Annotated in this window: 20 protein-coding genes; 11 read left to right on the top strand and 9 right to left on the bottom strand. The window is 58.3% G+C overall.

Annotation, left to right across the window (positions count from 1 at the left end; all coding sequences use genetic code 11):
* Nucleotides 1-121: 121 nt before the first annotated feature.
* Nucleotides 122-2,713, bottom strand: a complete 2,592-nt coding sequence (locus tag ACQ4OB_RS00865; RefSeq protein ID WP_430954966.1) for a glycosyltransferase — start codon at nucleotides 2,711-2,713, stop codon at nucleotides 122-124.
* 288 nt (nucleotides 2,714-3,001) lie between these two features.
* On the opposite strand from ACQ4OB_RS00865, the gene tcdA reads away from it, so the two are divergent.
* Complete coding sequence (gene tcdA, locus ACQ4OB_RS00860) at nucleotides 3,002-3,811, top strand: tRNA cyclic N6-threonylcarbamoyladenosine(37) synthase TcdA (protein WP_173860471.1); 810 nt, start codon at nucleotides 3,002-3,004, stop codon at nucleotides 3,809-3,811.
* Nucleotides 3,812-3,929: 118 nt separating this feature from the next.
* Here tcdA and ACQ4OB_RS00855 read toward each other — a convergent pair whose 3' ends face one another.
* The 8 genes from ACQ4OB_RS00855 to map all read right to left on the bottom strand — a co-directional run bounded on the left by ACQ4OB_RS00855 (nucleotide 3,930) and on the right by map (nucleotide 13,321).
* Nucleotides 3,930-4,334 carry a SufE family protein gene (locus ACQ4OB_RS00855; RefSeq protein ID WP_430954965.1) on the bottom strand — a complete coding sequence of 135 codons (405 nt, stop codon included), beginning with the start codon at nucleotides 4,332-4,334 and terminating at the stop codon, nucleotides 3,930-3,932.
* Nucleotides 4,331-5,536, bottom strand: coding sequence for an aminotransferase class V-fold PLP-dependent enzyme (locus ACQ4OB_RS00850; protein WP_430954964.1), 1,206 nt, complete (start codon nucleotides 5,534-5,536; stop codon nucleotides 4,331-4,333). The genes ACQ4OB_RS00855 and ACQ4OB_RS00850 overlap by 4 nt, the downstream gene beginning before the upstream one ends.
* Before the next feature lie 144 nt (nucleotides 5,537-5,680).
* A complete protein-coding gene (gene dapD, locus ACQ4OB_RS00845) occupies nucleotides 5,681-6,715 on the bottom strand; it encodes a 2,3,4,5-tetrahydropyridine-2,6-dicarboxylate N-succinyltransferase (RefSeq protein ID WP_074879716.1) in 1,035 nt (344 codons plus the stop codon).
* Nucleotides 6,716-6,748: 33 nt separating this feature from the next.
* Nucleotides 6,749-7,111, bottom strand: coding sequence for an ArsC family reductase (locus tag ACQ4OB_RS00840; protein WP_430954963.1), 363 nt, complete (start codon nucleotides 7,109-7,111; stop codon nucleotides 6,749-6,751).
* Between the two features lie 361 nt (nucleotides 7,112-7,472).
* Nucleotides 7,473-8,204, bottom strand: coding sequence for a M12 family metallopeptidase (locus tag ACQ4OB_RS00835; protein WP_430954962.1), 732 nt, complete (start codon nucleotides 8,202-8,204; stop codon nucleotides 7,473-7,475).
* A gap of 155 nt (nucleotides 8,205-8,359) precedes the next feature.
* The gene (gene dapC / locus ACQ4OB_RS00830; protein WP_430954961.1) at nucleotides 8,360-9,559 is read right to left on the bottom strand and encodes a succinyldiaminopimelate transaminase; all 1,200 of its coding nucleotides are present in this window, start codon (nucleotides 9,557-9,559) and stop codon (nucleotides 8,360-8,362) included.
* 231 nt (nucleotides 9,560-9,790) lie between these two features.
* Nucleotides 9,791-12,493, bottom strand: coding sequence for a [protein-PII] uridylyltransferase (locus tag ACQ4OB_RS00825; protein WP_076029922.1), 2,703 nt, complete (start codon nucleotides 12,491-12,493; stop codon nucleotides 9,791-9,793).
* Between the two features lie 45 nt (nucleotides 12,494-12,538).
* Nucleotides 12,539-13,321, bottom strand: a complete 783-nt coding sequence (gene map, locus ACQ4OB_RS00820; protein WP_074879701.1) for a type I methionyl aminopeptidase — start codon at nucleotides 13,319-13,321, stop codon at nucleotides 12,539-12,541.
* 373 nt (nucleotides 13,322-13,694) lie between these two features.
* Here map and rpsB point away from each other — a divergent pair, with 373 nt between their 5' ends.
* From rpsB to ACQ4OB_RS00770, 10 genes are all read left to right on the top strand, one after another.
* Nucleotides 13,695-14,432, top strand: a complete 738-nt coding sequence (gene rpsB / locus ACQ4OB_RS00815; RefSeq protein ID WP_003219330.1) for a 30S ribosomal protein S2 — start codon at nucleotides 13,695-13,697, stop codon at nucleotides 14,430-14,432.
* Between the two features lie 192 nt (nucleotides 14,433-14,624).
* Nucleotides 14,625-15,488, top strand: coding sequence for a translation elongation factor Ts (gene tsf, locus ACQ4OB_RS00810; RefSeq protein ID WP_010462832.1), 864 nt, complete (start codon nucleotides 14,625-14,627; stop codon nucleotides 15,486-15,488).
* A gap of 210 nt (nucleotides 15,489-15,698) precedes the next feature.
* Entirely contained in the window at nucleotides 15,699-16,442 is a 744-nt protein-coding gene (pyrH, locus tag ACQ4OB_RS00805) for a UMP kinase (protein WP_003172271.1), read from the top strand.
* Entirely contained in the window at nucleotides 16,439-16,996 is a 558-nt protein-coding gene (frr, locus tag ACQ4OB_RS00800; protein ID WP_074879698.1) for a ribosome recycling factor, read from the top strand. The genes pyrH and frr overlap by 4 nt, the downstream gene beginning before the upstream one ends.
* 13 nt (nucleotides 16,997-17,009) lie before the next feature.
* The gene (uppS, locus tag ACQ4OB_RS00795; protein WP_074879695.1) at nucleotides 17,010-17,765 is read left to right on the top strand and encodes a polyprenyl diphosphate synthase; all 756 of its coding nucleotides are present in this window, start codon (nucleotides 17,010-17,012) and stop codon (nucleotides 17,763-17,765) included.
* Complete coding sequence (locus tag ACQ4OB_RS00790) at nucleotides 17,765-18,571, top strand: phosphatidate cytidylyltransferase (protein ID WP_074879693.1); 807 nt, start codon at nucleotides 17,765-17,767, stop codon at nucleotides 18,569-18,571. Before uppS ends, ACQ4OB_RS00790 begins: the two co-directional genes overlap by 1 nt.
* A complete protein-coding gene (ispC, locus tag ACQ4OB_RS00785; protein WP_074879690.1) occupies nucleotides 18,568-19,758 on the top strand; it encodes a 1-deoxy-D-xylulose-5-phosphate reductoisomerase in 1,191 nt (396 codons plus the stop codon). The genes ACQ4OB_RS00790 and ispC overlap by 4 nt, the downstream gene beginning before the upstream one ends.
* Nucleotides 19,759-19,811: 53 nt before the next feature.
* Nucleotides 19,812-21,164 carry a sigma E protease regulator RseP gene (gene rseP, locus ACQ4OB_RS00780; protein WP_102615580.1) on the top strand — a complete coding sequence of 451 codons (1,353 nt, stop codon included), beginning with the start codon at nucleotides 19,812-19,814 and terminating at the stop codon, nucleotides 21,162-21,164.
* A gap of 74 nt (nucleotides 21,165-21,238) precedes the next feature.
* Nucleotides 21,239-23,614, top strand: a complete 2,376-nt coding sequence (bamA, locus tag ACQ4OB_RS00775) for an outer membrane protein assembly factor BamA (RefSeq protein ID WP_074879687.1) — start codon at nucleotides 21,239-21,241, stop codon at nucleotides 23,612-23,614.
* 45 nt (nucleotides 23,615-23,659) lie between these two features.
* Nucleotides 23,660-24,163 carry an OmpH family outer membrane protein gene (locus ACQ4OB_RS00770; RefSeq protein WP_008028980.1) on the top strand — a complete coding sequence of 168 codons (504 nt, stop codon included), beginning with the start codon at nucleotides 23,660-23,662 and terminating at the stop codon, nucleotides 24,161-24,163.
* Nucleotide 24,164: the final 1 nt, after the last annotated feature.

Below are 24,164 nucleotides of genomic sequence, written 5' to 3'. Positions count from 1 at the left end.
CATTGCCATCGCGAGCAGGCTCGCTCCCACAGGGATGGATTCACGCCAAGGCCTGCAAAATGGCGGTTATCTTAAAGCAAAACGGCGGCCATTGGCCGCCGTTTAGTGCATCTGGAACGATTTAGACCGCCGGAGCCGTCTCGCCCTCGACCGCCGGTTTCGGCAGCGAAGACAAGAACGCCATGATCAGCGCCGCCAGGTACGGCAGCGACTGCACCAGCAACATCGTCACCCAGAAGCGCATGTCGTTGCTCGGCATGCCGTTCACCAGGAAAATCCCCAGCGCCGCGCTCCACAGCAGCAGCATGATGAACATTTCTTCGCGAGCCTCCGAAATCGCCACCCAGAAGCCGTGGTTATCGGCGTTTTTCGGGGTGCGGAAGAACGGAATGCTGCTGGTGAAGAAGCCGTACAGCACCGCTTTGGCGATGGTGTGCGACAACGCCAGCCCTGCCAGCGCCGCGCAGAACGCATCCTTCAGGTTCACGCCAACGGCGCGACGGTAAAGGAAGATGATCTTGCCCACCTTGAACACGAACAGCGCCAATGGCGGGATCGCGAAAATCAGCAACGGTGGATCGACCCGCTGCGGCACGATGATCATCGCCGCCGACCACAACAGGGCGCCGACGGTGAAGAAGATGTTCATGCCATCCGCGACCCACGGCAACCAGCCCGCGAGGAAGTGGTAACGCTGGCCACGGGTCAGCTCGGTGTCCTTGCCGCGCAGCAGGCTGGCGGTGTGACGCTTGATGATCTGAATCGCACCGTAAGCCCAGCGGAAACGCTGTTTCTTGAAGTCGATAAAGGTATCGGGCATCAGGCCTTTGCCGTAGCTGGTGTGGTAATACGCCGCTGACAAGCCTTTTTCGAACACGCGCAGACCCAACTCGGCGTCTTCACAGATGCACCAGTCGGCCCAGCCCAGTTCCTCGAGCACCGAGCGTCGGGTCATGGTCATGGTGCCGTGCTGAATGATCGCGTCACGGTCGTTACGGGTGACCATGCCGATGTGGAAGAAGCCTTTGTATTCCGCGTAGCAGAGCTTCTTGAAGGTGCTTTCGTTCTGGTCGCGGTAATCCTGTGGCGACTGCACCACAGCAATTTTCGGGTCGGCGAAGTGCGGCACCATGTGCTTGAGCCAGTTCGGGTCGACGCAGTAGTCCGAGTCGATCACCGCAATGACTTCGGCATCCTTGGCAGTGTGCGGAATCAGGTAATTCAGCGCGCCACCCTTGAAGCCGGCCAATGGCGCGACGTGGAAGAACTTGAAGCGCGGGCCGAGGGTTTCGCAATAGTCGCGCACCGGTTCCCAGACCGCCGGGTCCTTGGTGTTGTTGTCGATGATCAGGACTTCGAAGTCCGGATAGTCGAGGTTGGCCAGGGCGTTGAGGGTCTGTTTGACCATCTCCGGCGGCTCGTTGTAGCAAGGTACGTGAATCGATACTTTCGGTCGGTAGTCCGAATCGCCGACCACCGGCAGGAATTCGCGCCGGCGTTTGTGGGTCCAGACCGCTTCGGCCAGTTCATGGGCCTCGGTCAGCAGCACGATAAACACCCCGAGTGCGCCGAGGGCAAGCAAGAAGCCCACCGTCAGGCTGAACCAAGTGCTGTATTGCTGGCTGTAGTCGTAACCGATCCACACCAGCACCGAACCACAGAGGAACGCGATGAAGGTCAGGAAGGTGCGGCCACGCTGACGCAAGGCCGAGCCGTCGATCATCAGCAGGGTCAGGGACAGCAATGCCAACACTACCGAACCGATGGCCAGCACGCGCCATTGCGGGATCGCGACGACCGGGCCTTCAAAGTTGAATTTCTGCTGGCGTGCGGCGTTGAACACGCCCCAGTAAGCGCCCACGGAACCTTCGTCACTGGCCTTCCACGGCTGGTCAAAGGCTTCGATCACGAAGTAGTTGAAACCCTGGCGATTGAGCTTGTTGACCAAGGTCCGCAGATAAATCGCCTGGTCTGCCGGCGACGCGTCGGCGCCACCGCGCATACGGCCGTTGCTCGGCCAGCCGACTTCCGACAGCAGCAGCGGTTTTTTCGGGAACATCTTTTTCAGGTCGCGGGCGCGGTCGAGGACGAACTGTCCGGACTGCTCCATCGGCACATGTTCCCAGTACGGCAGGACGTGGGCGGCGATCAGGTCGACGTGCTTGGCCAGGCTCGGGTTATCTTTCCAGATGTGCCATTGCTCGGAGGTCGTCACCGGTACTTTCACGGCCGCGCGGACGCGATCAAGGATCACGCTCAGTTCGGCGGCGGTAATTTCCTTACGAAAAATCGCCTCGTTACCGACCACTACACGAACCACGCTACGGGAGGTCTTGGCCAGGTCGATGGCGCGCAGGATTTCACGCTCGTTGCGTTCAAGGTCCGGGCTGATCCAGATACCCAGCGTCACGCGCAAACCGAACTCTTCGGCGAGCCTGGGAATATCACCCAGGCTGCCATCGACCGAGTAAGTACGGATGTTGTCCGTCAGCTTGCTCATGATCTCCAGATCGCGACGCATTTCATCGTCGGTCGGGTATTGCTCTTTTTGCGGGTACTGCCCTTGCTGGAACGGCGAGTACGAAAAGCCGGAGATCTGTTCAGGCCAGTTGGGGGCGGTGACCGGGCGATTGATCAGCGCCCAGAAGCCGGTAAACAAGGCTGCGATGGCGAGCACCACGACCAGGTTGAGTCCAAATTTACGCGATGACATAGCTATTTCAGGTTCCAGGAGCTGCTGAACGAAGGAACGGTCGGCGGCCGATTGCCAAGAGGCTGGGGGCGCGCATCCTACACCGGGCGTTCACTGACCGTACAGCGGACAGGGAAAGGCCGGACGTTGGGCAATCCAAGTCGACTTAAGTTCTTTGACCTGGGCGCTGTAGCTCAATTCCAATAAATTTGTCGTCAATTGAAGCCCTCAAGACTGCCGTCCATAGCCCAAAGGTGCTCTTGCCCGCTGACGGCCCTATAATGCGCGCCGGTTTTTGGGGTAATGGTCATGAGTACAGAAGATCCGCGGTTTGCAGGCATCGCCCGTTTGTATGGCATCGAAGGCCTGGAGCGTTTGCGCGCGGCCCATGTGGCGATCGTCGGCGTCGGTGGCGTCGGTTCCTGGGCGGCTGAAGCCGTCGCCCGTTGTGGCGTGGGCGAGATTTCGCTGTTTGACCTGGACGACGTTTGCGTCAGCAACGCCAACCGTCAGTTGCATGCGCTGGACAGCACCGTCGGCAAACCCAAGGTCGAGGTAATGGCCGAGCGCCTGCGCGGGATCAACCCGGACTGCACCGTGCATGCGGTGGCGGACTTCGTCACCCGGGAAACCATGGCCGAGTACATCACGCCTAACATCGACTGCGTCATTGATTGCATCGACAGCGTCAACGCCAAAGCGGCGCTGATCGCCTGGTGCAAGCGCCGCAAGATCCAGATCATCACCACCGGCGGTGCGGGCGGGCAGATCGATCCGACGTTGATTCAGGTGTGCGATTTGAACCGGACCTTCAATGATCCGTTGGCTTCGAAAGTGCGCTCGACCTTGCGCCGCGATTACAACTTCTCGCGCACCGTGACCCGCCACTACAGCGTCCCGTGTGTGTTTTCCACCGAACAACTGCGCTACCCGAAACCGGATGGCAGCATTTGCTTGCAGAAGAGTTTTGTCGGTGACGGCGTGAAGCTCGACTGTGCCGGCGGGTTCGGTGCGGTGATGATGGTGACGGCGACGTTTGGCATGGTCGCGGCGACCAAGGCTGTGGATAAGATTGTTGCCGGGGTACGTCGCCCCGCCGATCGCATCAAACCGGCCTAACCTGATCGTTCCCACGCTCTGCGTGGGAATGCAGCCCGGGACGCTCCGCGTCCCTTTCAGGAGCTGGAACGCGGAGCGTCCCTTGAGGCATTCCCACGCAGAGCGTGGGAACGATCGGTCAGGCGGCCAGTTCACGCATCCGCTGTAGCACGGCATTCAGGCCATTACTGCGCGACGGCGACAGCTGTCTGCTCAGCCCCAACTGATTGAACCAATCCGGCAGATCCACCTGCTGCAACTCAACCGCTGACAACCCGTTAACCCGGGCCAGCAGCAACGCCACCAACCCACGAATCAACCGCGCATCGCTGCTCGCGGCAAATTGCCAGTGACCGTCATCCAGCGCGCCCATCAGCCACACCTGACTTTCACAGCCATGCACGCGGTTGGCCTCGACTTTATCCACATCGCTCAAGGCGGGCAGACGGTCGCCCCACTGCATCAACCGCCGCGCCCGTTGTTCCCAACCGGCAGCATTCTGAAAAACCTCCAGCGCCGCAACCGCATCGGCAGGCAAGTTCATCGCAACAACTCCAGCGCCTGATCCAGCGCTTCAAAGAACCGTTCCAGATCTTCGGAATCGTTGTACAACGCCAACGACACCCGAATCGCCCCGGCCAATTCAAAGCTTTTCAGCAACGGCATGGCGCAGTGATGACCGGCGCGCACCGCGATCCCCTGTTCGGTCAACAAATGCGCCAGATCAGAGTTATGCACACCCTCGACGACAAAACTGGCCAGCGCCAGTTGCGGCTTGCCCAGCAACCGAATGCCGTTGCGCGCTTCAAGGCCTTTGAGCAAATAGTCATGCAGCGCTGCTTCATGGGCGCAAACCGCGTCCTGATCAAGCCCCGCAAGATAATCCAGCGTCGCCCCCAAACCAATCACCCCGGCAATCGGCGGCGTACCTGCCTCAAAACCCAGTGGCGCCGGGCGGAACCGTGCGCTGTGGTAATCCACATCCAGCACCATTTCACCGCCGAACTGCCAATGGCGCAGCTGCTCAAGCGATTCATTGCGACCGAACAGCACGCCCAGTCCATCGGGGCCGTAGAGCTTGTGGCTGGAAAACACATAGAAGTCGCAACCCAGCGCCTGCACGTCATGCCGGCCATGCACCACGCCTTGGGCGCCATCGACCACGGTCAGCGCGTTATGCGCCTTGGCCATCGTCAAGAGGGCGGGCAACGGCTGCCAGGCACCGAGCACGTTGGACAGCTGACTGACCGCCAGCAAGCGGGTTCGCGGACCGATCAACTGCGCGGCGGCTTCAAGGTCGATCAAACCGTCGGCGTCCAGAGGCAGGATCACCAGCTTCAGGTCGCGACGCTGGGTCAGTTGCTGCCATGGCAACAGGTTGGCGTGATGCTCCAGGGCGCTGATGACTACTTCATCGCCCGGATTGAAAAGATGTTCCAGGCCATAAGCCAGGAGGTTCAGCGCCGACGTTGCGCCGTGGGTAAAGACAATCTGCCCGCAATCGCCGGCATTGAGCCAATGGGCGACTTTACTGCGGCTGGCCTCGAACGCCTGGGTGGCGTGGGCGCCGGGCAGGTGTTGCGCCCGATGCACGTTGGCCGCGCCATTGGCGTAGTAATGCGCCAGGGCATCCAGCAGGGCTTGAGGTTTTTGCGTGGTGGCGGCGTTGTCCAGATAGGTCTGGTCTTGCCGTTGCAATGCGGCGATGGCCGGAAAATCGGCGCGCCAGGGAGAAGGAATCATCATGCTATCGAGCCCTGTTAAACATGGGCGGGTGTACGCCTGAACCTTGTAGGAGCAAAGCTTGCTCGCGATGCTTTTGGCGGCCTCAAGGGCCCCATCGCGAACAAGCCTCGCTCCTACAGGTCAGGTGATCGTTTGACGCTCTGCTTAGTTGTGAGCGTGCAGCGCTTCGTTCAGTTCGATGGCCGATTTGTGGGTTTTGCATTCCACGGCACCGGTCTCCGAATTGCGACGGAACAGCAGGTCAGGCTGACCGGCCAGTTCACGGGCCTTCACGACTTTGACCAGTTTGTTGTTTTCGTCCAGCAGCGCCACTTTGGTACCAGCGGTCACGTACAGGCCCGACTCAACGGTGTTGCGATCGCCCAACGGAATGCCGATACCGGCATTCGCGCCGATCAGGCAGCCTTCGCCAACCTTGATCACGATGTTGCCGCCGCCCGACAGGGTGCCCATGGTCGAGCAACCGCCGCCCAGGTCCGAACCCTTGCCGACGAATACGCCAGCGGAAACGCGGCCTTCGATCATGCCCGGGCCTTCGGTGCCGGCGTTGAAGTTGACGAAACCTTCGTGCATCACGGTGGTGCCTTCGCCGACGTAGGCGCCCAGACGAATACGTGCCGCGTCAGCGATACGCACGCCGGCCGGAACCACGTAGTCGGTCATTTTCGGGAACTTGTCCACCGAGAACACTTCCAGCAGCTCGCCACGCAGACGGGCTTCCAGTTGATGCTCGGCCAGTTCGGCCAGGTCGATTGCGCCCTGGCTGGTCCATGCCACGTTCGGCAGCAACGGGAACACACCCGCCAGGTTCAGGCCGTGCGGCTTGACCAGGCGATGGGACAGCAGGTGCAGCTTGAGGTAAGCCTCAGGGGTGGAGGTCAACTGAGCGTCTTCGGCCAGAATGGTCGCGACCAGCGGCTTGTGGCTCTCGGCCAGACGGGTCAGCAAGGCAGCCTGGGCAGCGTCGACGCTTTTCAGGGCCTCAGCCAGTTGCGAGGCCTGGGCGGTGCTGAAAGCGATGGCCTGATTGCCGTCGGTGTAGCCCAGGATTGGCGCAATGGCAGCGACCAAATCGGCCGACGGGTTGAGCAGTGGCTGCGCGTAAAACACTTCCAGCCATGCGCCTTGACGGTTTTGAGTGCCGACACCAAAGGCCAGGCTGAACAGGGTAGTGGACATGTTGATACCTCTAACAAAATGGAACGGGCTGCCTTACTTGAGTGCTGCCGCGTAGATATCTGGCTTGAAGCCAATCAGGGTTCGGTCACCGAGATCAAGCACCGGGCGCTTGATCATCGAGGGTTGTGCGAGCATCAGTTCGATGGCTTTCGGCTGGTCGAGATCGGCTTTGCGTTCGTCGTCGAGCTTGCGAAAGGTCGTGCCAGCACGGTTCAACACCAATTGCCAGCCGTGCTCGTCGCACCATTGGGTCAAGTGTTCACGGTCGATTCCGACAGTTTTGTAATCATGAAAGTCATAGCTGACAGCGTGTTCATCGAGCCAGGTGCGCGCCTTTTTCATGGTGTCGCAGGCTTTGATGCCGAAAAGGTGCAACGTTTTGCTTGAAACGGTCAAGGAATTGCCCCCTTTGCAGGTGCTGAAAATAAAAGGTGACGGATTATGCCATGACCGGACGGTTTCGCGTCGGCGATGGTCGGGTTTGTCTGTAGGTCATGGCGATCAGCTATTGCGTGCGACATGGGTGTAACGGTACGCACGCAGTCTAGACGGCGAATATGGCACTTCAATGCTATCGATTGGCTTGGTGAATGCGCTCAGGACATTGCCGGACTGACGGTGCAGCATTTGGAAAGGGCAAGCGCAGACGTCATCACCCGCTGGTGATGACGTCTGCGAGAGGTGTCTCGGAAGAACCGGATTGGGATGAGGCCAATCTCGGGGTGAGGCTCACTTGACTTGATGGACCGCTTGACTGTTAACGTTTGGGATAAAGCAACTTCATGAGTTTTTTATCTTTTTTACTGATCTTTCGGTTGATAGGTAACTCCCAATCGCCCTCTGTCAGTGTGTTAGCGACTGGGTGGTGCATGATCGACTTTCTGTCGTAAGGCGTATAAATCGCTTCGATTGTATTGAAGGGTTGAAAGAGGTTTCTATCGACTTGCTCTTTGGTCAGTGGATTCATTTCCCGATTCTGGTAGAACTCATACACCTTCGGTTTATCCCAGGGAATGTTGGCCTCCGGGTGTTGGTGTTCATGCATCGCGCCTAAAGCATGCCCAAACTCATGAGTCACGATTACTTCAAAATCTTCATGTTCAGGTTTGACCCCCAGATTCATGGTGGGCCAGTCTGGATGGATCAATAACGCGTCAGTGCCCAACATTGAGCTGTTGTCGTTGTTTTTGGTTGCGATCCGGATATCACCGTCGAGCCCTTCAACGAAATCGAAGCTCAGATTGATATGGGGCAGCCATTGGCGTGCTGCTTTGATGATCTTCTGTTTGTGTTCATCAGTGGGGCCGTCGATAAACGCGATCTTGAGCGTGCGTCCGTTTGCCCACAGCTTTGAGTAATTGATCAGAGAGCGCTTGCGACGAGTATTGCCGCCGGCGCCGGCATTCTCTGGGTTCTCGTTGATGGCGGCTTCATAGGCTTGTTGATCGTCGGGCCATTGGATAAGGGTGCAGTCTTCAATACTGTTCATTGGCTACTTCTTCCTTGAAGTGAGTGGGGTGAATACGCGCTAATGCGCTGCTTGAGAGTAAGGGGGCTCTGCAGTTCGGTGAGTTTTAATTTCGGGGGAAGTGTTACCGGTTATAAATGTGTGCCCGCACTGCGTTGCACAGTGCGGGCGGGAGATTACTTGTTACGGGTAATGAACGCGCGAATTCGTTCTGCGGCTTCTATGCATTCGGCCAACGGCGCGACTAACGCCATGCGTACACGACCAGCGCCCGGATTTGCACCGTCGACGTCACGGGACAGATAAGACCCTGGCACGACGGTCACATGCTCTTCGACAAACAGTTCGCGGCAAAACGCTTCGTCATCACCATCAACACTTGGCCACAAGTAAAAGCCGCCGTCCGGGCGCTGCACATCCATGACCGGGCTGAGGATCTCCAGTACCGCGTCATACTTTTCGCGATACAACGCACGGTTGGCGCGCACGTGCACTTCGTCATTCCATGCGGCAACGCTGGCCAGTTGGGTCTGAACCGGCATCGCGCAACCGTGGTAGGTGCGGTACAGCAGGAAGCCTTTGAGAATGTCGGCATCACCGGCCACGAAGCCTGAACGCAGGCCTGGAAGGTTGGAACGCTTGGACAGGCTGTGGAACACCACGCAACGCTTGAAGTCCTGGCGGCCCAGTTCCACGCAAGCGCTGAGCAATCCGGCCGGCGGGGTTTGTTCATCGAAGTAAAGTTCGCTGTAGCACTCGTCGGCGGCGATCACGAAATCGTATTCGTCGGCCAGGGCGATCAGCTTCTTCAGGGTTTCAACCGGGATCAATGCGCCGGTCGGGTTGCCCGGCGAGCACAGGAACAGGATCTGGCAGCGTTTCCAGATGTCCGGTGAAACCGCGTCGAAATCCGGGTTGAAGCCGTTTTCGTCCAGGCACGGCAGGTAATGCGGCTTGGCCCCGGCAAGGAACGCGGCGCCCTCGTAGATTTGATAGAACGGGTTCGGGCTGACCACCAGCGCATCGTCGCCACGGTTGACCACGGTCTGGGTGAACGCGAACAACGCTTCACGAGTGCCATTGACCGGCAGCACATTGCGCGCCGGGTCGAGCCAGCCGAGCGGAACGCTGAAACGACGTTCGCACCACGCGGCGATGGCTTCGCGCAGGGCCGGAATGCCGAGGGTGGTCGGGTACACGGCCATCTTGTCCAGATTGCTTGCCAGGGCTTCGGCGACAAAGCTTGGCGAGCTGTGTTTCGGCTCACCAATGGACAGCGCAATGGCACGCTTGTCCGGGTTTGGCGTGACGCTGCCGAGCAGGGCGCGGAGCTTCTCGAACGGGTAAGGCTGCAACTGGTTCAAAGCGTTGTTCATGGGGGCCTCGTTCAATGTGGGAGGGCTAGTCTGGTGTTGGGGGCTTGTGTGGTGAGGGGGCTTGCCCCCGTTCGGCTGCGCAGCAGTCGTAAAACCTTTGTATGCGGTGTGTCTGATACATCGCGATGCAGGTTTTGGGGCCGCTTCGCAGCCCAACGGGGGCGAGCCCCCTCGCCACAACAAGCCCCTCTCCACAGGAAGTCCATTCCCACAGGGGGAAATTTTGTTAATTCAGATACTGAGACGCGACAGTTTGATTTCTGATTCCTGATTGACAGTCAGCTGTTCCACGATCGCGTCTTGCAAGCGGCTGCACAGCAATGGATCGGACAACGGCTGGTTGTTCGCATCGGTGATGAAGAACACGTCTTCCACGCGCTCGCCCAAGGTGGCGATCTTGGCGTTCTGCAGCGACAAATCGAACTCCAGAAAGATCGTGCCGATGCGTGCGAGCAGGCCCGGGCGATCGGGCGCGCTGAGCTCCAGCACGGTCACCGGACGCTGGGCGTCGTTGTGGATCGTCACCTGTGGCGCAAACGCGAAATGCTTGAGCTGGCGCGGTACCCGACGCTGAATGATGGTCGGGTAGTCGTCCGGGTTGCGCAGGGCTTCGGTCAGGCCGTCGCGAATCTGTTTGACCCGCGCCGGGTTATCACCGATCGAGTCGCCGTCGGTGTCGAGCACGATGTAGGTGTCGAGGGTGAACTGGCTGCTGGAGGTGATGACCCGGGCGTCGTGAATGTTCAGGTTGAGCTGGTCCATCGCGGCCACGGTCACGGCGAAGAAGTCGTGCTGATCCGGCGCATAGATGAAGATCTGCGTGCCGCCTTCGAACTCGCGCTGGGTGGTTTCCTTGATCAGCACCAGCGGACCGCCGTCGGCTGGCTGCTGGAGGATCGCGTCGCTGTGCCAGGCCACGTCGCCAGCGGTGTGACGCAGGAAGTAGTCATCGCCCAATTGCGCCCACAGTTGCTCGACGTCGTCCGGATCGGTGCCGCCGCGTACCAGAATGTCCAGCGCTGCGCTTTGGGTCTGGCGAATCTGCTCTTCGCGGTCCACCGGGTTTTCCAGGCCGCGACGCAAGGCACGCTTGGTCTCGGTGTAGAGCTGGCGCAACAGGCTGGCGCGCCAGGAATTCCACAGCGTCGGATTGGTGGCGTTGATGTCGGCGACCGTCAGCACGTACAGATAATCGAGGTGGGTTTCGTCGCCGACGATCTGCGCAAAATCGTGGATGACCTGCGGGTCGGACAGGTCCTTGCGCTGGGCGGTGGTCGACATCAGCAAATGGTTCTGCACCAGCCAGACGATCAGGCGGCTGTCCCACACGGGCAATTGGTGGCGCTGGCAAAAGGCTTCGGCATCCACGGCGCCGATTTCCGAGTGATCACCATGCCGGCCCTTGCCGATGTCGTGGTACAGGCCGGCCAGGTAGATCAGCTCGGGTTTGGGCAATTTGCCCATGAGCTTGCTGGCCAGCGGGAATTTTTCCGACACTTGGGTGTACTGCAACTTACGCAGATGCTTGATCAGGTTCAGGGTGTGAGCATCGACCGTATAGATGTGAAACAGGTCGTGCTGCATCTGCCCGACGATAAAGCCGAATTCCGGCAAGTAGCGCCCGAGGATACCGTAACGGTTCATCCGGCGCAGGTTGCGGTGAATGCCGATCTTGCACTTGAACAGCTCGATAAACAGGCTGGTGTTGCGGATGTCGTTACGGAAATCGTCGTCGATCAGGTGACGGTTTTCTCGCAGCAAACGAATGGTGTCGGCGCGCACGCCTTTGATTTCCGGCTGCTGGGCCATCAGTACGAAGATTTCCAGCATGGCGAACGGTGTACGACGGAACACATTGTCGTTGCGCGCCTCGATGTATCCGTCGTGCAGCTGGAATCGCGAGTTGATCGGCTGCGGCGGCGCTTCGTCTTCCGGCGCGAGGATCACTTCCTCGAAGTGCTGGATGATCAGGTCGCTGAGCTGGGCAATGCTCATGACCACCCGGTAATACTGCTGCATGAAGTTTTCGATGGCTTGCTTGGCGTCATCACCTTTGAATCCCAGCAGCCCGGCGATGGTGCGCTGGTGATCAAACAGCAAGCGGTCTTCGGAACGGCCGGCGAGCATGTGCAGGGCGTAACGAACCTTCCACAGGAATTCCTGGGAGGAGGCCAGCAGCGCGTTTTCGCTCTCGACCAGGAACCCTTCGCCGGCCAGGGCTCGCAGGTTCAGGGTGCCGTATTCACGACGGGCCACCCACAGAATCGTCTGAATATCCCGTAGGCCGCCGGGCGAGCCTTTGACGTTGGGTTCCAGGTTGTATTCGGTGTCGTTGTACTTGTGATGACGGGCCTTCTGCTCGGCGCGTTTGGCCAGGAAGAAATCCTTGCTCGGCCACATGTGCGCGGTGCTGGTCACGTCCAGCATGCGTTGGCGCAAGCGCTCGGGGCCGCAGATGGTGCGGCTTTCCATCAGGTTGGTGACGACCGTCAGGTCGGCGCGGGCCTCTTGGACGCATTCGTCAACGGAGCGAACGCTCTGGCCCACTTCAAGGCCGATGTCCCACAACAGCGTCAGAAAACGCTCGATGGAATCTCGGAAAACTTCGTGATCTGCGCTGTCCAGCAGGATCAGCAGATCGATGTCGGAATAAGGGTGCAACTCCCCGCGACCGTAGCCGCCGACCGCGACCAGCGCGATGTCGGCGTCTTCGCTCCAATCGAACTGTTCCCAGGCCTTTTGCAGGATGTTATCGACGAACCAGGCGCGATCCTCGATCAACCGGCGAATGTCGCGGCCGCTGCGAAAACGCTCGTCGAGCACCTCGCGGGCCTGGCGAATCGCTTTCTTGAAGGCTGCGATCGGGCTTGCCTTCAGGGCCAGTTCAGCCTGGAACTGGCCACGGTCGAAGAGTTCTGGATCCACCTGCGGCATCGATTGGCTTTCCTGTCTATAAGGCTGTGGAACTGCGCGCCCGGATCAGGCCGAAACGCGCGGGATGGTGTCGTCGGCGCGCAGGGTGAAGATCTCATAACCGGTTTCGGTTACCAGCAGGGTGTGTTCCCACTGTGCCGACAGCTTGCGGTCCTTGGTGATCGCGGTCCAGCCGTCCCCCAAAACCTTGGTGTCGGCCTTGCCCTGGTTGATCATCGGCTCGATGGTGAACGTCATGCCCGCTTTCAGCTCCATGCCGGTGCCCGCGCGGCCGTAGTGCAGGATCTGCGGCTCTTCGTGGAATACCTTGCCGATGCCGTGACCGCAGAATTCGCGAACCACGGAAAAACCGTTCTTTTCCGCGTGCTTCTGGATCACTTCACCGATGTCGCCCAGGCGGCAGCCGGGTTTGACGATTTCGATGGCCTTGTACATGCATTCCTGGGTCACTTGCGACAGGCGTTCGGCCCAGACCGGTACGGTACCGACATGGAACATGCGGCTGGTGTCGCCGTGGTAGCCGTCCTTGATGACGGTGACGTCGATGTTCAGCGTGTCGCCATCCTTCAGCGGCTTCTCGTTCGGGATGCCGTGGCAGACCACATGGTTGATCGAGGTGCAGATCGACTTCGGGAAGCCTTTGTAGTTGAGCGGGGCAGGGATGGCTTTCTGCTCATTGACGATATAGTCGTGGCAGATGCGGTCCAGTTCTTCAGTTGTAACGCCCGGCTTGACATGTTCGGCAATCATTTCCAGCACATCGGCGGCCAGTTTGCCGGCGATGCGCATTTTTGCGATGTCCTCTGGGGTTTTGAGGGTGACGGTCATACAGGCTCTCTCTGCGCTCGATGGCGCCTTCTAAAACGGAATGGGCGTTGCGCGATTGATCTTCGCGGCCCTTAAAAACGCGATTCTAACAGACGAGCAGCGCAAATCTGAGCCTCTGTGCATCGCTTCTCCTTATAGAATGGCGCATTCTTGGAGGATTCCAAGGGCCAGAACCAAAGCACGCGCCAGGATTTAACAATCCGGGTTCCGTTTTTTTCTGCCTTGTGATATAAAATGCGCCGCTTTCCGGGGATCCCCTGAAAAGCCTAAATCCACACACGTGTCGACACGATGACCTGGGTGCCTTCAGCTGATGCTGCTGGTTGGTCATTGGGATACGTGGAGGCCAAACCCGACTTATTAAGGAACTATCATGTCCCAAGTCAACATGCGCGATATGCTGAAGGCCGGTGTGCACTTCGGTCACCAGACCCGTTACTGGAACCCGAAAATGGGTAAGTACATTTTCGGCGCGCGTAACAAGATCCACATCATCAACCTTGAAAAAACCCTGCCAATGTTCAACGAAGCTCTGACTTTCGTAGAGCGTCTGGCCCAGGGCAAAAACAAGATTCTGTTCGTCGGCACCAAGCGTTCCGCTGGCAAGATCGTTGCTGAAGAAGCAGCACGTTGCGGTTCGCCGTACGTCGATCACCGCTGGTTGGGCGGCATGCTGACCAACTTCAAAACCATCCGTGCTTCCATCAAGCGTCTGCGTGACCTTGAAGTGCAAGCCGAAGACGGTACTTTCGCCAAGCTGACCAAGAAAGAAGCGCTGATGCGCACTCGCGATCTTGAGAAGCTCGATCGTTCCCTGGGTGGTATCAAGGACATGGGCGGTCTGCCAGACGCACTGTTCGTTATCGACGTTGATCACGAGCGCATCGCGATCACCGAAGCCAACAAGCTGGGCATCCCGGTTATCGGCGTAGTCGATACCAACAGCAGCCCGGAAGGCGTTGACTACATCATCCCAGGCAACGATGACGCAATCCGCGCTATCCAGCTGTACATGGGTTCGATGGCTGACGCTGTTATCCGCGGTCGCAACCACGTTGCTGGCGGCACCGAGCAGTTCGTTGAAGAAGCTCCGGTAGCAGCAGCTGAGTAATTGACGCCCAGGCGTTGACTCAGTAAGCAAAAAGGGGGCTTGGCCCCCTTTTTGCCACCTCGAAAACCGTTTGTCGGCAGCGCAGTTACAGCCTTTGTAGGCTGCAGCAGCCAGCAAAGGTAGTTCGGGAAGAATTGATCGCCCGTTCGATCGGGTGGAATGGTTGAAAACCTATCCAAGAGGAATTTTGAAATGGCAGAGATTACTGCAGCGTTGGTCAAAGAACTGCGCGAGCGTACTGGCGAAGGCATGATGGACTGCAAAAAGGCCTTGACCAAGGCTGGCGGCGACATCGAAAAAGCCATTGATGACATGCGTGCTTCGGGCGCCATCAAGGCTGCCAAGAAAGCTGGCAACGTTGCCGCTGAAGGCGCGATCGCTCTGAAAGAAGACGGTAAAACCGCCGTTCTGCTGGAAGTGAACTCGCAGACCGACTTCCTGGCCCTGCAGGACGACTTCAAGGCATTTGTTGCCAGCAGCGTTGAAAAAGCGTTCGCTGACAAACTGACTGACGTCGCTCCGCTGATCGAAGCTCAAGAAGCTGATCGCCTGGTTCTGGTCGGCAAGGTTGGCGAAAACGTCAACATCCGTCGCCTGGCTCGCGTTGAAGGTGATGTTGTTGGTGGTTACCTGCACGGCAACAAGATCGGTGTTGCGGTTGTTCTTAAAGGCGGCACCGTTGAGCTGGCCAAAGACATCGCTATGCACGTAGCGGCCACCAACCCTGAATTCCTGCTGCCATCGGAAGTTTCCGCTGAAGCGGTCGAGCGCGAGAAAGGCGTGTTCCTGACCCTCAACGCTGACAAGATCGCTGGCAAGCCAGAAAACATCGTTGAAAACATGGTCAAAGGCCGTATCAGCAAGTTCCTGGCTGAAGCGAGCCTGGTTGAGCAGGCGTTCGTCAAGAACCCTGAAATCAAGGTTGGCGAACTGGCCAAGAAAGCCGGTGCTGAAATCGTTTCTTTCACCTACTTCAAAGTAGGCGAAGGCATCGAGAAGCCGGTCGACAACTTCGCTGAAGAAGTTGCTGCCCAGCTGGCTGCCGCCAAGCAATAAGACGGTTTTTTAACTGTCGCCCTGAAGAGGCTGCCCGCTCACGCGCGCAGCCTCTTTTCAGATGGGGCACCAATTTTTAATTGGTTTCCCTTTGGAACTGGCTTACAAAGCCATGTTCCGATGGCGCTGAAGCAGCGCCAAGTTAGAGTGAACGCCAGCTGTAAACAGCTCGCAAAGAATTTTTAAAATACGCCGCAGGAGAGATTCGCAATGGCTCAGCAGGGCAGTGGTTATCAGGCTCGCTATAAACGCATTCTACTCAAGCTTAGCGGCGAGGCCCTGATGGGCTCGGAAGAGTTCGGGATCGATCCGAAAGTTCTGGATCGCATGGCGCTGGAAGTCGGCCAACTGGTCGGCATCGGCGTTCAGGTCGGTCTGGTGATCGGCGGCGGTAACCTGTTCCGCGGTGCAGCGCTGAGCGCGGCCGGCATGGATCGGGTCACCGGTGACCACATGGGCATGCTGGCCACTGTGATGAACGCCCTGGCCATGCGCGATGCGCTGGAACGTGCCAATATCTCGGCCATCGTGATGTCGGCCATTTCCATGGTTGGCGTAACCGATCACTATGATCGCCGCAAAGCCATGCGCCACTTGAACGCCAAGGAAGTCGTGATTTTCGCGGCCGGTACCGGCAATCCGTTCTTCACCACGGATTCGGCAGCGTGCTTGCGTGCGATCGAAATCGATGCCGATGTCGTGCTCAAGGCGACCAAGGTCGATGGCGTCTATACCGCTGACCCATTCAAAGACCCGCATGCCGAGAAGTTCGATCATCTGACTTACGATGAAGTGCTGGATCGCAAGCTGGGCGTGATGGATCTGACCGCCATTTGCCTGTGCCGCGACCACAAGATGCCGTTGCGCGTATTTAACATGAACAAGCCCGGCGCCCTGCTGAATATCGTGCATGGCGGCGCTGAAGGGACCCTGATCGAGGAAGGCCAACAATGATCAACGAAATCAAGAAAGACGCTCAAGAGCGCATGAAAAAATCCGTCGAGTCGCTGATGCACAACTTCGGCCGTATTCGTACTGGCCAGGCGCACCCAAGCATTCTGGAAGGCGTGATGGTGCCGTATTACGGCTCCGACACCCCGATCAAGCAGGTCGCGAACATCACCGTCAAAGATGCGCGTACCCTGCAAGTCGTTGCCTTTGAGCGCAATATGCTAGGTGCCGTCGACAAAGCCATCGGCAGCGCGGGTCTGAACCTCAACCCAACCAACCTGGGTGAATTGCTGCTGATCTCCATGCCGGCCCTGACCGAAGAAACCCGCAAGGGCTTCACCAAGCAGGCTCGCGATGTCGCTGAAGATGCTCGTGTTGCGGTGCGCAACATCCGTCGTGATGCGAACAGCCAGCTCAAGGATCTGGTCAAGGAAAAGGAAATCAGCGAAGACGAAGAGCGTCGCGCCACTGGCGAGATCGATGATCTGACCAAAAAATACGTGGCTGAAATCGACGCGAATCTGGCGCAGAAAGAAAAAGACCTGATGGCCGTATAAGGGTCACGTTTTAATGGATAAGACAAAGCAGACTGCGCCGTCCGCGGTGCCGCGCCATGTCGCGATCATCATGGATGGTAATAATCGCTGGGCGAAAAAACGCTTTATGCCGGGTGTCGCCGGTCATAAAGCGGGCGTGGATGCGGTTCGTGCGGTAATCGAGGTGTGCGCCGAGGCCGGGGTCGAAGTATTGACCCTGTTCGCCTTCTCCAGCGAGAACTGGCAGCGCCCGGCCGACGAGGTCAGCGCCTTGATGGATCTGTTCTTCAAGGCATTGCGTCGCGAGGCCAAGCGCCTGAACGAGAACAACATCAGTTTGCGCATCATTGGCGATCGTTCGCGCTTTCACCCAGAGCTTCAGGCAGCCATGCGTGAAGCCGAGGCAATGACGGCGGGCGCCAATCGCTTCGTCCTGCAGATCGCTGCCAACTATGGTGGGCAGTGGGATATCGCGCAGGCCGCACAACGTCTGGCTCGGGAAGTTCAGGCCGGGCACCTGCGTCCGGAAGACATTACCCCGGAACTGTTGCAAACCTGTCTGGCTACCGGCGATTTACCGTTGCCGGACTTGTGCATCCGTACCGGTGGCGAGCACCGCATCAGTAACTTCCTGCTGTGGCAACTGGCATACGCCGAGTTGTACTTCTCCGACCTGTTCTGGCCGGACTTCAAACACGATGCCATGCGTACCGCGCTGGCCGATTTTGCTTCTCGGCAGCGCCGCTTCGGTAAAACGAGCGAGCAGGTCGAGGCTGGAGCCCGGGTTTAATGCTTAAACAACGAATCATCACCGCGCTGATCCTGCTGCCGATTGCCTTGGGTGGGTTTTTCCTGCTCGAAGGCACCGGTTTTGCGCTGTTCATCGGGCTGGTCGTGACCCTCGGTGCATGGGAGTGGGCTCGCCTGGCGGGTTTCACTGAACAGCCGGCCCGCGTTGCCTATGCGGCTGTGGTCGCGTTGATGCTGTTTGTCATGCATGTCGTGCCTGGGCTCGCGCCTTGGGTATTAGGTGCTTCGGTGCTGTGGTGGGGCGTTGCAACCTATCTGGTGCTGACGTATCCGCGCTCCAGCGAACTTTGGTCCAGTGCTGCCTGCAAACTGATGATCGGTCTGCTGATCCTGCTGCCGGCCTGGCAAGGCCTGGTCCAGATCAAGCAGGAGCCTTTGGGCAACTGGTTGATCATGGCGGTGATGGTGCTGGTCTGGGGTGCTGATATCGGTGCCTATTTCTCTGGCCGGGCTTTTGGCAAGCGCAAGCTGGCGCCACAGGTCAGTCCCGGCAAAAGCTGGGAGGGCGTCTACGGCGGCCTCGCGGTGAGTCTGGTCATTACTGTCATTGTCGGACTGGTTCGGGACTGGACGGTGGCGCAGCTGTTCAAAGGTCTGATCGGTGCAGCCATCATCGTGTTTATCTCTGTAGTAGGTGACCTCACCGAAAGCATGTTCAAGCGTCAGTCCGGGATCAAGGACAGCAGTAATCTGCTTCCCGGGCACGGCGGCGTGCTGGACCGTATCGACAGCCTGACGGCAGCGATTCCAGTGTTCGCCGTGCTGCTGTGGATGGCGGCACCGTGAGCCGCCCGCAGCAGATTACCGTCCTGGGGGCGACCGGTTCGATTGGTCTGAGCACGCTTGACGTCATCGCTCGTCATCCCGAGCGTTATCAGGTTTTCGCCTTGAGCGGCTTCACCCGGCTGAACGAGCTGTTGGCGCTGTGCGTTCGTCATGCGCCGCGGTTCGCCGTGGTGCCTGAGGCGGGTGCTGCCCGAGGCTTGCAGGACGAATTGCGTGCCGCAGGTCTGTCGACTCGCGTGTTGGTGGGTGAAGAGGGCCTGTGTCAGGTTGCTTCCGACCCTGAGGTCGATGCGGTCATGGCGGCCATCGTTGGCGCTGCGGGCTTGCGACCGACTCTGGCGGCGGTCGAAGCCGGCAAGAAAATCCTCCTGGCCAACAAAGAAGCGCTTGTGATGTCCGGTGCGCTGTTCATGCAGGCGGTGCGCAAGAGTGGTTCGGTGTTGCTGCCGATCGATAGCGAGCACAACGCGATTTTCCAGTGCATGCCTCAGGATTTCGCTCGTGGGCTGGGTGCCGTCGGGGTGCGTCGGATTTTACTCACGGCCTCTGGCGGTCCGTTCCGACAGACACCTATGGCTGAACTGGTGCATGTTTCCCCTGAGCAGGCGTGTGCTCATCCGAACTGGTCCATGGGGCGCAAGATTTCGGTGGATTCGGCCAGCATGATGAACAAGGGGCTGGAGTTGATCGAAGCCTGCTGGCTGTTTGATGCCAAGCCGTCCCAGGTCGAAGTGGTGATTCATCCTCAGAGCGTGATTCATTCGCTGGTCGATTACATCGACGGTTCGGTATTGGCCCAGTTAGGTAACCCTGACATGCGCACGCCGATTGCCAACGCGCTGGCCTGGCCGGAGCGAATCGATTCGGGTGTTGCGCCGCTGGACCTGTTTGCAATTGCGCGGCTGGACTTCCAGGCGCCTGACGAAGAGCGATTCCCGTGTCTGCGCCTCGCACGTCAGGCGGCCGAAGCCGGCAACAGCGCGCCGGCCATGCTGAACGCGGCGAATGAAGTGGCGGTCGCGGCCTTTCTCGACGGGCGGGTTCGCTACCCGGAAATCGCGAGTATCATCGAAGAGGTGTTGAACATCGAGCCCGTGGTTGCGGTTGGCGATCTCGAGGCAGTGTTCACGGCCGACGCGAAAGCGCGAGTACTGGCCGAACAATGGTTGAGTCGTCACGGGCGGTAAATGCTGCAATACGTTGACCCATGCGGCACTGGACAGGATTGCGGAGAAAGTAGATGAGCGCGCTCTATATGATTGTCGGCACCCTGGTGGCTTTGGGTGTGCTGGTCACCTTCCACGAATTCGGCCACTTCTGGGTCGCACGTCGCTGTGGGGTCAAAGTGCTGCGTTTCTCCGTGGGCTTCGGTATGCCGTTGCTGCGCTGGCACGACAAGAAAGGCACTGAGTTCGTTGTCGCCGCGATCCCGCTGGGCGGTTACGTGAAAATGCTCGACGAGCGCGAAGGTGAAGTGCCCGCCGATCAGCTTGATCAATCTTTCAATCGCAAATCCGTCCGCCAGCGTATCGCTATTGTGTCGGCGGGGCCGATTGCCAACTTTTTACTGGCGATGTTTTTTTTCTGGGTGCTGGCCATGCTCGGCAGCGAGCAAGTGCGCCCGATCATTGGGGCAGTCGAATCCGGCAGTATCGCCGCCAGGGCTGGTTTGAGCGCGGGTCAGGAAATCATTGCCATCGATGGCGAGCCAACTTCCGGCTGGGCTGCGGTGAACCTGCAGTTGGTCCGTCGTCTTGGGGAGAGCGGTTCCCTGCAATTGCTGGTCCGTGACCAGGGTTCCACGGTGGATTCGCCCCGTGAGCTGATGCTGGATAAATGGCTCAAGGGTGCCGATGAGCCTGATCCGATTCGTTCGCTGGGATTGCGCCCTTGGCGTCCGGCACTGCCGCCGGTCCTGGCCGAACTTGACCCGAAAGGCCCGGCGCAGGCTGCTGGCCTGAAGACCGGTGACCGACTGTTGGCCCTGGACGGCAAGCCACTAGATGACTGGCAACAGGTGGTGGACATAGTCCGTATGCACCCTGATACCAAAATCATGCTGCGCGTCGAGCGCGATGGTGCTCAAATCGACGCCCCAGTGACGCTGGCCGCTCGCGGCGAAAAGAAGGCACCCAGTGGTTATCTAGGGGCTGGGGTGAAGGCTGTTGATTGGCCGCCAGAGATGATTCGCGAAGTTAGTTATGGTCCTGTGGCCGCGATTGGGGAGGGTGCTCGACGCACCTGGACCATGAGCGTACTGACCCTCGATTCGCTCAAGAAAATGTTGTTCGGTGAGCTCTCGGTAAAAAACTTGAGTGGACCGATAACCATTGCTAAAGTGGCGGGCGCTTCTGCCCAGTCGGGTGTCGCTGATTTCCTGAATTTCCTTGCTTATCTGAGTATTAGCTTGGGAGTTCTGAATTTGTTGCCCATTCCTGTACTGGATGGGGGGCATTTGTTGTTTTATCTGATCGAGTGGGCGCGTGGTCGCCCCTTGTCGGATCGGGTGCAGGGTTGGGGGATACAGATCGGTATCAGTTTGGTGATCGGGGTGATGTTGCTTGCTCTTGTCAATGATCTGGGCCGACTGTAACGCTTCGCTGAATTGCGAATCTGCCGCATTTTGCGGCAGTTTGTTTATTGCCAGTTGGAATAAGAAAGGACTTCATGAAACGTCTGCTGCTAACTGCGGTTCTCACCGTATTGATGATCGCCGAAGTTCACGCCGAGTCCTTCACTATCTCTGATATTCGCGTCAATGGCCTCCAGCGGGTCTCCGCGGGTAGCGTCTTTGGTGCTTTGCCGTTGAACGTCGGTGAACAGGCGGATGATCGTCGCCTGGTGGAATCCACTCGTGCGTTGTTCAAAACCGGTTTCTTTCAAGATATCCAGCTGGGCCGCGATGGCAACGTCCTGGTCATTACTGTAGTCGAGCGCCCGTCGGTCGCCAGTATCGAGATCGAGGGTAACAAGGCGATCTCCACTGAAGACCTGATGAAAGGGCTCAAGCAATCCGGTCTGGCCGAAGGCGAGATCTTCCAGCGCGCCACCCTCGAAGGTGTGCGTAACGAGCTGCAGCGTCAATACGTCGCTCAAGGCCGCTACTCGGCCACCGTTGACACCGAAGTGGTGCCGCAGCCGCGTAACCGCGTTGCGTTGAAGGTCAATATCAACGAAGGCACCGTTGCTGCCATCCAGCACATCAACGTGGTGGGTAACACCGTCTTCCCTGAAGAAGACCTGATCGACCTGTTTGAGCTCAAGACCACCAACTGGCTGTCGTTCTTCAAGAACGATGACAAGTACGCTCGTGAAAAACTTTCCGGTGACCTGGAGCGTCTGCGTTCCTACTACCTGGACCGTGGCTATATCAACATGGATATCGCTTCGACCCAGGTGTCCATCACCCCGGACAAGAAGCACGTCTATATCACCGTCAACGTCAATGAGGGCGAGAAGTACACCGTCCGTGACGTCAAGCTGAGCGGCGACCTGAAAGTCCCTGAAGACCAGGTCAAGTCCCTGCTGCTGGTGCAGAAAGGCCAGGTGTTCTCGCGCAAGTTGATGACCACCACATCCGAACTGATTACCCGCCGCCTGGGTAACGAGGGTTATACCTTCGCCAACGTCAATGGCGTGCCTCAGCCGCACGATGAAGACAACACCGTCGACATTACATTCGCCGTCGATCCGGGCAAGCGTGCTTACGTGAACCGCATCAACTTCCGTGGCAACACCAAGTCCGAGGACGAAGTGCTGCGCCGCGAAATGCGTCAGATGGAAGGCGGCTGGGCTTCGACCTACCTGATCGACCAATCCAAGACCCGTCTTGAACGTCTGGGCTTCTTCAAGGAAGTCAACGTCGAAACACCGGCCGTGCCGGGCGTCGACGACCAGGTAGACGTGAACTACAGCGTTGAAGAACAGGCCTCCGGTTCGATTACCGCCAGCGTCGGTTTTGCCCAGAGCGCCGGTTTGATCCTCGGCGGTTCGATCACCCAGAACAACTTCCTGGGTACGGGTAACAAGGTCAGCGTCGGCTTGACCCGCAGTGAATACCAGAGCCGTTATAACTTCGGTTATGTCGACCCGTACTGGACTGCTGATGGCGTCAGCCTGGGTTACAACGCGTTCTATCGCACCACTGACTACGACGACCTCGACGTCGATGTTGCCAGCTATGCCGTAGACAGCCTGGGTGCTGGCGTGAGCGTCGGTTACCCGATCAGCGAGACTTCGCGTCTGACCTTCGGCCTGACTGCGCAACAAGACAAGATCAAGACCGGTCAATACACCGTTGACGAGATCTTCGACTTCGTTAACAAGGAAGGCGACAACTACCTGAACTTCAAGGCTTCGGCCGGTTGGTCCGAGTCCACCCTGAACAAAGGCGTACTGGCGACCCGTGGTCGTTCCCAGAGCCTGACTCTGGAAACCACCACCCCTGGCAGCGACTTGTCGTTCTTCAAGCTCGATTACCGTGGCCAGTTGTTCCAGCCATTGTCCGAAAACTACACCATGCGCCTGCACACCGAGCTGGGCTATGGCGATGGTTATGGTTCTACCGATGGCTTGCCGTTCTATGAAAACTACTATGCTGGTGGTTTCAACTCGGTTCGTGGCTTCAAGGACAGCACTCTGGGGCCTCGCAGTACACCAAGTACCGGTAAAAACCCGGGTACGTCGTTTGACCCGGATCAGGATCCGCTGCCGTTCGGTGGTAATGTCCTGATCCAGGGCGGTGTTGAGGTTCTGTTCCCACTGCCGTTCGTCAAGGATCAGCGTTCCCTGCGTACTTCGGTATTCTGGGACGTGGGTAACGTGTTCGATTCGACGTGCAAAGAGACCAGGAACGCTGACGGTTCGAAGTCCAATACGCAGTGCAACGACATCAGCCTGAGCAACATGGCCAGCTCCGTCGGTATCGGCGTGACCTGGGTTACCGCGCTGGGTCCTTTGAGCTTCGCGTTGGCCATGCCGGTCAAGAAACCGGATGACGCTGAGACTCAAGTGTTCCAATTCTCCCTCGGCCAGACGTTCTAAGCGTCTGACCCAAGATAACGACAATGGATTTTGTAGGAGTGCATCGTGCGTAAGTTGACTCAATTGGTTCTCCTGGCGACCGTACTGGTCGCAGGTCCGGCTTTTGCCGACATGAAAATCGCCGTTCTGAACTATCAGATGGCTCTGCTGGAATCCGATGCGGCCAAGAAGTATGCCGTTGATGCCGAGAAGAAGTTCGGCCCACAGCTGACCAAGCTCAAGACACTGGAAAGCAGCGCCAAGGGTATCCAGGACCGTCTGATGGCTGGCGGCGACAAGATGCAGCAAGGTGAGCGTGAACGCCTGGAACTCGAGTTCAAGCAAAAGGCCCGTGACTTCCAGTTCCAGTCCAAGGAACTGAACGAAGCCAAAGCCGTTGCCGACCGTGAAATGCTGAAACAGCTCAAGCCGAAACTGGACAGCGCTGTGGAAGAAGTCATCAAGAAAGGTGCTTTTGACCTGGTCTTCGAGCGTGGCGCAGTGATTGATGTCAAGCCTCAGTACGACATCACTCGCCAGGTTATCGAGCGCATGAATCAGCTGAAGTAAC

Origin of the sequence: Pseudomonas sp. ES4 (assembly GCF_050586665.1) — a bacterium.
Taxonomy (GTDB): domain Bacteria; phylum Pseudomonadota; class Gammaproteobacteria; order Pseudomonadales; family Pseudomonadaceae; genus Aquipseudomonas; species Aquipseudomonas frederiksbergensis.
This window is presented reverse-complemented; position numbering and strand designations above follow the sequence as displayed.